The following is a 10,715-nucleotide window of genomic DNA, read 5'->3' on the forward strand; positions in this document are numbered from 1 at the left end:
TAATGATTTAGCAGTTAATCCATCAGAATCAATTCAAGAATAATATAAAAAATAGAGCCTAGGCTCTATTTTTTATATTATTTTTTCTTGAAATAAGGACAAAATTTAATCGGTCTGCTAGAAAAGCTAGTAATTTCTTTTAATATACATAATCCATCTTTCTGATAAATACAATTTTCTATACAGTTTATCAACAAAAAACCTCCTTAAATCTATTAAAATTATTGTGGCCAAAAGAGGATATTAATATACTGCAAATAGAATAAGTATAAATTTTTTATGATTTTTTAAAATTAAAATCATATTAAGGAATTGAAAAAATAGTTGCATATTTATTTATAGTTTTTATGACTGAAGATAATATAAAGCTTGCAAGTGATGGATATTTTCATAATATTAAAAATAAATAAATACTAATAACATATTTATCCTACTAGTACAATATATTAGTAATAATATAGGGGGGATAAATATGGTGAATAAGAGAATACTTATATTTGGAGTCATTGCAATTTTAGGAATATCTCTTGTAAAACTCGGTACTAATTATGTTAAAGACAATATGAATGCTGAGAGTGATGATTTACAAATCATAAGATCCGATGATAAATTGGAACTAGTAGAAGATGATGAGCTTAGAAAGACTGTATTATATTTTAAAAGTGAAGAAAACTATTTAGTACCTGTTATGAAAAGGATACCTTGGGATGAAGGAATTGCCAAAACCAGTCTTTTAAATATGGTTGACAATTTAGAACTAAGAGAAAGTTTAGAGGCTAAAGGTTTAAGTCCGTTATTACCTAAAGGGACCCAAGTAAATGGAATAACAATAGATGAAGAGACTGGTTTATGTAAAGTCGATTTTTCTGAAGAGATAAAAGATGTAGATGATATTAAAGATGAAGAAAACTTGATTAAAGGTGTAGTTTATACGCTTACAGAATTTCCAAGTGTAAAAGATGTCAAGATTACAGTAGACGGAAAAGAACTTCCAGTACTAAGTAAAAGTGTAGCTATAAACGAACCACTAAGCAGGGAAAATATAAACACAGTTGGAAATATTGAAGAGGCAAGTTCTAAAGTAGTAGTTTATTATAAGGGAGAAAGTAAGCTTGATTTAGATTACTTTATACCAGTTACTGTTCCTACTATGGCACCTCAACCCAATGTCTACACTGCCTTAGATGTATTGTTTGAAGGACCGCCTAGTGATATTGGACTAAAAAGTGATCTTCCTGGAGACTTAAGTTTTGAAGGTGTAGAAATAAAAGAAAATATAGCCTATGTAGATGTTAAAACAGAAAAAAGTGAATCCCTAGATGAAAAGGATATATCAGATTTAACTAAAAATATAGGACTTACCTTGAGTCAATTTGAAGAGATTGAAAATGTTGAAGTTTTATTGGATGGGAAGATAGTAAACACAACTGTACCAGTCTTTGCTAACGAATATTAGAGATAAAGAGATGTATCCATAGCTACTGTGGATGCATCTTTTTTATGTCTCTAATAATAGAAAAAAATATAGAACTCTGATAGAATAGGAGAGAAAGAATAGGGGAGATAATGATGAGAATAGATAATAGAAGGTTTGATCAATTGCGAGATATAAAAATAAGTAGAAATTATATAATACATCCATATGGCTCAGTACTTATAGAGTCTGGGAATACTAAAGTAATCTGTACAGCTAATTTTGAAGAAAGAGTTCCTTATTTCTTAAAGGGAACAGGCTCTGGGTGGATAACTGCAGAGTATTCTATGCTTCCAGGCTCTACTATAAAAAGAAAAACTAGAAATTCTTCAAGAGGAAAAATAGATGGAAGAACTCAAGAAATACAAAGACTTATAGGTAGATCCCTTAGAAGTGTAGTAGATATGAAAGCTATGGGTGAAAGAGCCCTGTGGATAGATTGTGATGTGGTGCAGGCCGACGGCGGGACTAGAACCGCTGCAATAACAGGTTCTTTTATAGCTATGGTAGATGCATTTTATAAGCTTAAAGCTGAAGGTAAGATCAAGAAAAGTCCTATAAAGAATTATTTATCAGCTATCAGCGTAGGAGTTACTAAAGAAGGAAATATCTTAGATCTTTGTTATAAAGAAGATCACAATGCAATAGTAGATATGAATATAGTTATGACATGTGATGGTAAATTTATAGAGATTCAAGGCACAGGTGAAACTGATAGTTTTTCAAGAGATGAGTTAAACAAACTATTAGATTTGGGTGAAAAGGGTAATAAAGAAATTATAGAGATGGAAAAAGAAATCCTAGAAGATGTAGGAGGTTTTCAATTTGAAGAATAGAAAAGTAGTATTATCTACAGATAATAAACACAAAATAAAAGAAATAAAAAATATTATTAAAGACTTAGATATAGAAGTTTTATCTAAAAAAGATATAGGTTTGAAAAGTTTAAATGTAGAAGAAGATGGAAGTACCTTAAAAGAAAATAGTATAAAAAAAGCAAAAGCTTTAAAAGAAAAAACAGACTATATGGTTATGGCGGATGATTCTGGTTTATTTGTAGATGAATTAAATGGAGAACCTGGTGTATATTCTGCAAGATATGCAGGGGTTGATGGTGATGATAAGAAAAATAATGAAAAACTTCTTTTAAATATGCAAAATTTGCCTCTTGAAAAAAGAGGAGCTTCTTTTTTTACGGTTATATCCATTATAAGTGAAGATGGTGAAATCATGACTGTCCAAGGTGAATGTAGAGGCCATATAGGATTTCAACTAAAAGGAAATAACGACTTTGGATATGATCCATTATTTGTTCCAGAGAATTACAATCAAACATTTGCACAACTAGATGGAGAGATAAAAGATAAAATAAGTCATAGAGCTCTTGCCTTGGAAAATATAAAAAGCACTTTAGAAAAGCTTTTAAAGGATGATTAATATGAGGATACTAGTAGTAAGCGATACTCATGGCAAAAATAAAAAACTTATAGATAAGGTTAAAGCTATAAAAAAACCAGACTTGATCTTTCATTTAGGTGATTATGTGGGTGATGGATTAACTATATCAAAAGCTTTGGAAATAAGTCCAATCATCGTTATGGGAAATGGTGATCATCCATCTTCAGGATTTAAAGAAGAAGAAATAATTGAAATAAAGGGAAAAAGAATTTTCTTAACTCATGGTCATAGATTTGGGGTTTATTCAAATTTAAATAGACTTTTTTATAGAGCTAAAGAATTAGAGGCAGATATAGCTTTATTTGGTCATACGCATATACCGATTGTTAAAGAAATGGAAGGATGTATTCTTATGAATCCAGGTAGTCCGTCTTCTCCAAGAGGTTTTTCTCATAAAAAAACATTTGCTATAATAGAAATAGATAAAGAGATAAAGGTTAAACATATAGAGATAGACTAAATAAGGGGGATAAAATGAAAAAGATTTTAACATTTTTATTATCTTTAGTCTTATTGTTTGCAATCATATATTCGCCAGATTTAGTAGCTAAAGAAGCTAGTTCAGATTTAGAGGTGCATTTTATAGATGTTGGACAGGGAGATAGTATACTCGTAAAGAGTGATGGAGAAAATATGCTAATTGATGGTGGGAAAAGAGTTGCAAGTGAAATAGTAGTAAATTATTTAAAAGAGGAAGAAGTCGAAGACATAAAGTATATTGTAGGAACACATCCTCACGAAGATCACATAGGAGGACTTATAGAAGTACTAGAAAATTTTAATGTAGAAAATATAATGATGCCAGATGTTTTAAATAATACTATAGTTTTTGAAGATCTATTAAATGCTATAGAAAGAGAGAATTTAAAAATAAAAAAGCCTCTTGTGCTAGATAACTTTAATATTGGAAATAGTCAAGCAACAGTACTTGCTCCAAATTCAAAAAAATATAGCTTAACAAATGATTATTCTATTGTTTTAAAACTTCAAAATGGTGAAAATTCTTTTGTATTTACAGGCGATGCAGAAAAGGAATCTGAAACAGAAATGGTAGAAGCTCACAAATCGATTTTAAAGGCTGATGTCTTAAAGATAGGTCACCATGGCAGCAAAACATCTTCAAGTGCCGAATTTGTGGATTTAATTGACCCTGACTATGCTGTTATAAGTGTTGCTAAGGATAATGGTTACAATCATCCAAATAAGGATATATTAGAAAGATTTAAAGATAAAGATATAAAAATATATAGGACTGATAAAGATGGTTCTGTGGTAGCAAGAAGTGATGGTGAAAATATACAATTTACTAAAAAGATAATAAGTCCAGATGTAAGAGATATATTTAATGGTATAAGTGAAAAACTAGCAGATATTAAGGATAATTTATTTATAAAATATTTAACCAAAAAAATAAAGCCACAAACAATGTGATAAATAACAGGGGTGTAGAGATGAAATTTACAATAGATAGATTTGAAGGAAATTTTGCACTTGTAGAATTAGAAAATAATGATATAATAGATATCTCAGTGTCAATTTTGCCTGAAGGGTCAAAAGAAGGCGATGTCTTAAAAATAATAATAGACAAAGAAGAAACTGAGAAAAGAAAAAAACGTATTGAAGAAAAATTTAAAAAATTATTAGAAGAATAAAAGGATGAAATAGCCATTTTATAAATTTTGAAATAATTTTTTAGAAACTATTTTCAAAAAGTGTTGACAAGATTTAAAATAGCTGATATAATTCTTTATTGTCAGCACTTAAGCCCGATAAACATTGCGGGTGTAGCTCAGTGGTAGAGCACTGGCTTCCCAAGCCAGCAACGAGGGTTCGATTCCCTTCATCCGCTCCAAAACTACTTGAGTTTAATAAATATTTATGGTGGGTGTGGCCTAGTGGTTAGGGCGCCAGATTGTGGCTCTGGAGGTCGTGGGTTCAAATCCCATCATCCACCCCATAAGATCCATTAGCTCAGTCGGTAGAGCACCTGACTTTTAATCAGGGTGTCCCGCGTTCGAGTCGCGGATGGATCACCATTTATTACTTTAAATGCAAATTTAATATGCGGGAGTGGCGGAATTGGCAGACGCGCTAGACTTAGGATCTAGTGTCATTGACGTGGGGGTTCAAGTCCTCTTTCCCGCACCAAAACTTAAATTGGCTATAGGCCAATTTTTTTTATATATTTTTATTATTAGAATATTAACTTAATTGTAAAAAGTAAAAATATTATATGAGGAGAGAAGATTATGAAAATAGCAATTGTAACTGATAAAACTAGAATCACATATTTAAATGGCGCAGAAGGTGAATATGAAGATGCACAAAAAGAAAAAACAGTAAAAATATTAAAAGAAATAATCTCCAAAAAATATAATTGTATAGATTTAATATTTGATGAAAATATAATTAAAAACTTAAAAAAAGAAGAAGTAGATTTGGTGTTCAATAATTGTAATGGAGTAGTTGGTGAGTCTCGTATATCTCAACTGCCTGCAATTTTAGAATCTATAGAGATGCCTTATACTGGATCTAAACCACTAGGACATGCTTTAGCATATGATAAAGTATATACAGGTAAAATTTTAAAAGAAAGTGGAATTTTAACTCCGGATTTTAAAATTATAAACTCATTAGAAGAAGTAGAAGATATAGATATGAAGTTTCCTTTATTTATAAAACCATCAGATGAAGGATCAAGTAGAGGAATATACCAAGATAGCATAGTAAAAGATAAGCCTAGTTTATACAAAGTAGTCAAAAGATCTTTAGAAAGATACAATCCTCCAGTTATGGTAATGGAATATATTGAGGGGAGAGAGTATACAGTTGGCGTTATAGAAAACGGTAATAGAGTACTTCCTATAATAGAGATTGACTTTTCAAATCTCCCAAAAGATTTAGAAGGTATAAATAGTTTTGAAGTAAAGCATGATCATGTAGATGATTTGATTTATCATGTACCAGCAAATATAGATGAAAAACTTGAAATAGATATGGAAGACGCATCAAAAGAAGCATTTAAAGCTTTGGATCTAAAGGATTATGCAAGGGTAGACTTAAGAGTTAATAATGGAAAAGCTTATATAATAGAAATAAATTCTTTGCCAGGACTTCAAAAAGGATATAGCGATCTATATTGGATGACAAAGGAAGTGTTAGGATTTGAAGAGCTTATATTTAGCATAATAAATAGTACTAAAAAAAGATATAATTTAAAAAACAATTGACAAAAAAGATCATATAAAGTATGATTTTAGTATCATGCATCCGTAGCTCAACTGGATAGAGTCCTTGACTTCGAATCAAGTTGTTGGGGGTTCGAGTCCCTCCGGGTGTGCCATAAATAAACCTTTCAATTACTAGTAATTGAAAGGTTTATTTTTTTATTTTATAGTATTTGGAACCACTTTTGTAGCTGTTGTCATAAAAATTAAAAAGATAAAAAATTTAAAAACAAGACATAAACTTCCTCGTATAAGTTTATGTTAAAAAGACAAAATAAACTTGAATATATTTTAAAATATATTACAAGGAGGAAATTATGAAGAAAAAAGCCCTGATGACTACTGTATTAGGAGCAATGGCAATTTTACCAACTCTTAAAAACAGTACAAAAGTAATGAAAGAAGATATGAGAGAAATAGGTAAAAAGTCTTCTAAGATAGCTAGAAACAAAATGAAAAATAGAAAGACTACAGCTATGGTTGCAACAGGATTAGGTGGATATTTATTAGCGCACGCTGCACCTATTAGAAGGCTTATAAGAGAAAAGTAATTTTACTAAAGCAAGGGATTTTTTCCCTTGCTTTATTGTAATTTAGCAAAAAGTGTTATATAATATAAAAGTTAAAGAAGATAAAATATAAAAGGGATGGTAATTATGGAAGTGCTTTTGAAACTTGGTATAATAATTTTCATGGGAATGGTTGGAGGAAAATTAGCCGGTTTATTTAAACTTCCCAATGTTTCAGGTTATATAGTAGGAGGATTGTTAATAGGTCCTTCACTGTTGAATATAATAAAAGTAGGGGAAGCAGATAGTTTTAAAGTTCTGAATGATTTTGCATTGGCAGCAATAGCATTTAGTATAGGGAATGAATTTTTATGGGATCATATAAAAAAAATAGGGAAAAATATTATGATTATAACTTTGGCTCAAGCATTAGGAACTATAGCAATTGTATTTTTCACTATGTACACTATTTTTAATCAAGAGCTTGGTTTTAGTTTAATAACTGCAAGTATAGCAGCAGCAACAGCTCCAGCTGGCATAGTATTAGTTATTAGACAGTTAAAAGCAAAAGGACCATTAGTAGATACCATACTGCCAGTAGTGGCTATAGATGATGCAGTAGGACTTATGGCTTTTGGGATTTCTTTATCTGTTGTAAAATTAATGGAACTTGGTGGAGAGTTTTCAGTTTTAAGCATGATATCATCTCCACTAATAGAAATAGCAGGCTCGCTATTGCTTGGTGCTGTATTAGGATTTTTGCTTAGTTTATTATCTAAAAAAGCTAAAGGAAAAGAAGATCTTTTAACTATGGTACTTGGATTTATAATTATTGGAGCTAGTGTTTCAGAAATGTTAAATCTTTCAGCATTGCTTACATGTATGATGATAGGAGCTATGGTCATAAATCTTGTGAAAAATGCAAATAGAATATTTGATATTGTAAATGATTTTACACCACCTATATATGTATTATTTTTTACATTAGCTGGAGCCAGTTTAAATATAAGTGTACTTTCTACGGTAGGATTTATAGGAGTAGGGTATATAATAGCTAGAACACTTGGTAAGATTGTAGGTTCTGGAATTGGAGCAAAAGTTGTAAAAGCACCTAGTAATGTAGTCAAATATTTGGGAATGACTCTTTTACCATCAGGTGGAATACCTATAGGACTAGCTCTTATAGTAGCAAACGAACTTCCAAGTATAGGAGAAGCTGTTACTACTATAGTATTGTTTAGTATACTTATATTTGATATTATAGGACCTATACTTACAAGAATAGGTATTGTAAATTCAGGTGAAGAAAATGGAGCGCTTAAAAAAGCTTAATAATTATTATGAAAGGGTGGAGAAAAATAATGAATGCATTGTTTATTGTATTAAATAAACCGGATTACCTAGAAGATTTATTAGATAAGTTTATAGAAATAGGGGTAAAAGGTGCAACTATTTTAGATAGTCAGGGGATGGGATTTGCAGTTACACATGGCGGACATGGTAATGGACCATTCTTTGGAAAGATAAGATCTATCATAGATAATTCAAGACCTTATAATAAAACTATATTTACAGTTATAGAAGATGAGGAGACTCTTCAAAAGGCAGTAGGTGTTGCAAAAGAGGTCTTTGGAGATGTTTATGAACCAGGTATAGGAATGATGTTTACCATGCCTGTTGGAAATGTATACGGAATGAAATAATAAATACTACTTAAATGAATTATTATTTTAGAAAAATGCTATTTATATCTCGCGAGATATAAATAGCATTTTTTAATCTAAATCATCTATTTCATGATTTATTATTTCTTCAATTTTGATAGCAATTTTTTCTAAGTCTAATTTAGCTTCTTTTTTTATACTTTTTCTTAACATAGGACCTATTTGAGTTATGTCATCTAATATATCTTGTAAGAGTTCTAATGCTGCTGTTGCTTCAACAAACTCTTTAGGAGTTTCTACCATGCTAGTTAAGATTGAGTTTTCAGTTCTAGAAGCTATCATGGGTTTATCCATGTCTTCTACATATACATAAGTTCTTTTTCCAGGTCCTCTCTCATCTTCAATAGGTTCTAAACCTATTATCTTATCAGAACGGATAAATTTACCATAACCAAGTGGTACTATTACTTCTTTTCTAATTTCCATGATCTTCATCCTTTCTATGCATATATTTTTTGTTAAAAACAAGCTATTATCTATACTATACCCAAATTTTCAAAAAAAATATAGAATTAATATTTCTTTACATTTAGAAAAAAAATTTGATATAATATAAACAAGTAAATTAAAATAGAGGTGATAAAATTTCTTATTTAAGGCTTATACAATATAAAATGCAATCTTTAGCAGAGACAGTTGCCCTTGCACTAGATGTTGAAGTAGCTGTTGCAGACAAAAACTTAACTAGAATTGTAGGTACTGGTGGTTTTTATACAAAGATAGACGATGCTTGTGCAGATGACTCTCTTTTTGCAAAGGTCTTAAAAACAGGAGATCCAATAGTAAACTTAAGACGTGAAGATGGATGCATGAATTGCTCAAATAAAGACACATGCTTAGAGTTTGCCAATATGATTTATCCTATAAAAGCTGAAGGCAAAACTTTGGGTGTGTTATGTTTTGCAAGTTTTGATAAAATACAAGCAAATCTTATAAGAGTAAAAAAAGAAGAATATTTTAATATGTTAAAAGAAACTGCCGGCATAATAGAACAAGAAATAGTAAATATAAATATAACAAATCGTCTTAAAAGAGATATAACAGAAGTAAATGAAATTATAAATTGTCTAAATAAAGGAATTATTATACTTAATTCTAGCAATGAAATAATGCATATAAATAGTAGGGCTCTAAAAATATTAGACAAAAACATTTCAGATGAAAAGATAATAGAAAAGGATATAAATGAGTTTATAAAGAATGTAAAACTTTTAGATAATGGAAATGAAGCAATAGTAGATTTATGGACAATAGATGGTAGGGACGTAAGGGTTATTTATACTATAAATAAAATAGTTTTAGGGGATAATGAATTTTCTCTTATGATAAGTTTTGAATTTATAAATGATATTATAAACCTTGCCAAAACCTATGAAAATAAAGAAAAAATATATTTTAAGGATATAATAGGCAATAGTAAGTCTATATTAGCAGCTATAAATAAAGCTAAAATAGTTGCCTCCTATGATTCAACTGTCTTACTAGAAGGGCGAAGTGGTACAGGTAAGGAGCTGTTTGCAAGTTCTATACACAATGAAAGCCCTAGAAAAGAAGGACCTTTTGTAGCCATAAATTGTGCAAGCATTCCAGAAAATTTAATAGAATCAGAGCTATTTGGATATGAAAAGGGTGCATTTACTGGTGCTAATAATAATGGGAAAAAGGGGAAAATTGAACTGGCAAACAATGGAACTCTTTTTTTAGATGAGATAGGAGATCTTCCTTTATATCTTCAAACAAAACTTTTGAGAGTTCTACAAGAAAGAACGATTGATAGACTTGGGGGAGAAAAATCTATCAATATCAATATAAGAGTTATTTCTGCTACAAATAAAGATTTAAAGACAATGATAGAAAAAGGTGAATTTAGGCTGGATCTATATTATAGATTAAATGTAATACCTATTAAACTTCCATCATTAAAAGCTAGGGATAAAGATATATTTCTTCTTTCAGAACATATAATAAATATAATAGTTAAAAGAATGAATAAAGAAAAAAGGACTCTTTCAGAAGAAGTTAAAGAACTATTTTCCGAATATGAATGGCCAGGAAATATAAGAGAACTTGAAAATGTCTTAGAGCATGGTATATGTTTTTCTAATGATGGACTTATAAATAAAGAAAATCTACCTGATTATATAATTCAGGAAAGAGAAGGACGAAATTTGAAGAAGCTAAAGGGCTTTGAAATGAAAGACAAAAGCTTAGAAGATCTAAAAACAAACTTTGAAAAAAGTATTATAAAAGATCTTATTTCAAAACATGGGGATACTTTAGAGGGAAAGAAAATAGTAGCTAAAAAATTAGATATAGGTCTTAC

12 protein-coding genes and 5 tRNA genes are annotated in these 10,715 nt (G+C 29.9%); 16 read left to right on the forward strand and 1 reads right to left on the reverse strand.

Going from position 1 to position 10,715, the window contains the following annotated elements; translation table 11 throughout:
- Window positions 1-472 precede the first annotated feature (472 nt).
- From ACTHW2_RS05825 to ACTHW2_RS05895, 15 genes are all read left to right on the forward strand, one after another.
- Window positions 473-1,456 carry a GerMN domain-containing protein gene (locus ACTHW2_RS05825; protein WP_442263033.1) on the forward strand — a complete coding sequence of 328 codons (984 nt, stop codon included), beginning with the start codon at window positions 473-475 and terminating at the stop codon, window positions 1,454-1,456.
- 113 nt (window positions 1,457-1,569) lie between these two features.
- Window positions 1,570-2,310: a ribonuclease PH gene (gene rph / locus ACTHW2_RS05830; protein WP_442263034.1), complete on the forward strand. Its 741-nt coding sequence runs from the start codon at window positions 1,570-1,572 to the stop codon at window positions 2,308-2,310.
- A complete protein-coding gene (gene rdgB, locus ACTHW2_RS05835; protein ID WP_442263035.1) occupies window positions 2,300-2,911 on the forward strand; it encodes an RdgB/HAM1 family non-canonical purine NTP pyrophosphatase in 612 nt (203 codons plus the stop codon). The genes rph and rdgB overlap by 11 nt, the downstream gene beginning before the upstream one ends.
- A gap of 1 nt (window position 2,912) precedes the next feature.
- Window positions 2,913-3,392: a metallophosphoesterase gene (locus tag ACTHW2_RS05840; RefSeq protein ID WP_442263036.1), complete on the forward strand. Its 480-nt coding sequence runs from the start codon at window positions 2,913-2,915 to the stop codon at window positions 3,390-3,392.
- 14 nt (window positions 3,393-3,406) lie between these two features.
- The gene (locus ACTHW2_RS05845) at window positions 3,407-4,363 is read left to right on the forward strand and encodes a ComEC/Rec2 family competence protein (protein ID WP_442263037.1); all 957 of its coding nucleotides are present in this window, start codon (window positions 3,407-3,409) and stop codon (window positions 4,361-4,363) included.
- 20 nt (window positions 4,364-4,383) lie between these two features.
- Complete coding sequence (locus ACTHW2_RS05850; protein WP_442263038.1) at window positions 4,384-4,584, forward strand: DUF3006 domain-containing protein; 201 nt, start codon at window positions 4,384-4,386, stop codon at window positions 4,582-4,584.
- 126 nt (window positions 4,585-4,710) lie between these two features.
- Window positions 4,711-4,784: transfer RNA gene (locus ACTHW2_RS05855), tRNA-Gly, on the forward strand.
- Window positions 4,785-4,813: 29 nt separating this feature from the next.
- Window positions 4,814-4,889: transfer RNA gene (locus tag ACTHW2_RS05860), tRNA-His, on the forward strand.
- 3 nt (window positions 4,890-4,892) lie between these two features.
- Window positions 4,893-4,968 (forward strand) — tRNA-Lys (locus ACTHW2_RS05865).
- Between the two features lie 28 nt (window positions 4,969-4,996).
- Window positions 4,997-5,080, forward strand: a tRNA-Leu gene (locus ACTHW2_RS05870).
- A gap of 101 nt (window positions 5,081-5,181) precedes the next feature.
- On the forward strand, window positions 5,182-6,162 hold the full coding sequence (locus tag ACTHW2_RS05875; RefSeq protein ID WP_442263039.1) for a D-alanine--D-alanine ligase family protein: 981 nt from the start codon (window positions 5,182-5,184) through the stop codon (window positions 6,160-6,162).
- A gap of 36 nt (window positions 6,163-6,198) precedes the next feature.
- Window positions 6,199-6,275, forward strand: a tRNA-Arg gene (locus ACTHW2_RS05880).
- Window positions 6,276-6,476: 201 nt separating this feature from the next.
- Window positions 6,477-6,710, forward strand: a complete 234-nt coding sequence (locus ACTHW2_RS05885) for a hypothetical protein (protein WP_442263040.1) — start codon at window positions 6,477-6,479, stop codon at window positions 6,708-6,710.
- Between the two features lie 105 nt (window positions 6,711-6,815).
- A complete protein-coding gene (locus ACTHW2_RS05890) occupies window positions 6,816-8,000 on the forward strand; it encodes a cation:proton antiporter (protein ID WP_442263041.1) in 1,185 nt (394 codons plus the stop codon).
- Window positions 8,001-8,029: 29 nt separating this feature from the next.
- Window positions 8,030-8,371, forward strand: coding sequence for a P-II family nitrogen regulator (locus ACTHW2_RS05895; protein ID WP_442263042.1), 342 nt, complete (start codon window positions 8,030-8,032; stop codon window positions 8,369-8,371).
- Between the two features lie 72 nt (window positions 8,372-8,443).
- Here the strand turns inward: ACTHW2_RS05895 and ACTHW2_RS05900 are convergent, their stop codons facing one another.
- Entirely contained in the window at window positions 8,444-8,818 is a 375-nt protein-coding gene (locus ACTHW2_RS05900; protein WP_442263043.1) for a hypothetical protein, read from the reverse strand.
- A 188-nt stretch (window positions 8,819-9,006) separates the two neighbouring features.
- Here ACTHW2_RS05900 and ACTHW2_RS05905 point away from each other — a divergent pair.
- On the forward strand, window positions 9,007-10,715 hold a 1,709-nt coding region (locus tag ACTHW2_RS05905), incomplete at its 3' end, for a sigma-54-dependent Fis family transcriptional regulator (protein WP_442263044.1).

The organism is Tissierella sp. (assembly GCF_052089545.1).
In the GTDB taxonomy this organism is placed as follows: Bacteria; Bacillota; Clostridia; order Tissierellales; family Tissierellaceae; genus Tissierella_A.

What these genes read in the sequence shown, in the direction of transcription:
- rph (WP_442263034.1), top strand. Translation starts at nt 1,570, where the DNA reads ATGAGAATAGATAATAGAAGGTTTGATCAATTGCGAGATATAAAAATA.
- ACTHW2_RS05875 (WP_442263039.1), top strand. Translation starts at nt 5,182, where the DNA reads ATGAAAATAGCAATTGTAACTGATAAAACTAGAATCACATATTTAAAT.
- ACTHW2_RS05900 (WP_442263043.1), bottom strand. Translation starts at nt 8,818, where the DNA reads ATGGAAATTAGAAAAGAAGTAATAGTACCACTTGGTTATGGTAAATTT.
- ACTHW2_RS05885 (WP_442263040.1), top strand. Translation starts at nt 6,477, where the DNA reads ATGAAGAAAAAAGCCCTGATGACTACTGTATTAGGAGCAATGGCAATT.
- ACTHW2_RS05895 (WP_442263042.1), top strand. Translation starts at nt 8,030, where the DNA reads ATGAATGCATTGTTTATTGTATTAAATAAACCGGATTACCTAGAAGAT.
- ACTHW2_RS05890 (WP_442263041.1), top strand. Translation starts at nt 6,816, where the DNA reads ATGGAAGTGCTTTTGAAACTTGGTATAATAATTTTCATGGGAATGGTT.
- ACTHW2_RS05845 (WP_442263037.1), top strand. Translation starts at nt 3,407, where the DNA reads ATGAAAAAGATTTTAACATTTTTATTATCTTTAGTCTTATTGTTTGCA.
- ACTHW2_RS05850 (WP_442263038.1), top strand. Translation starts at nt 4,384, where the DNA reads ATGAAATTTACAATAGATAGATTTGAAGGAAATTTTGCACTTGTAGAA.
- ACTHW2_RS05840 (WP_442263036.1), top strand. Translation starts at nt 2,913, where the DNA reads ATGAGGATACTAGTAGTAAGCGATACTCATGGCAAAAATAAAAAACTT.
- ACTHW2_RS05825 (WP_442263033.1), top strand. Translation starts at nt 473, where the DNA reads ATGGTGAATAAGAGAATACTTATATTTGGAGTCATTGCAATTTTAGGA.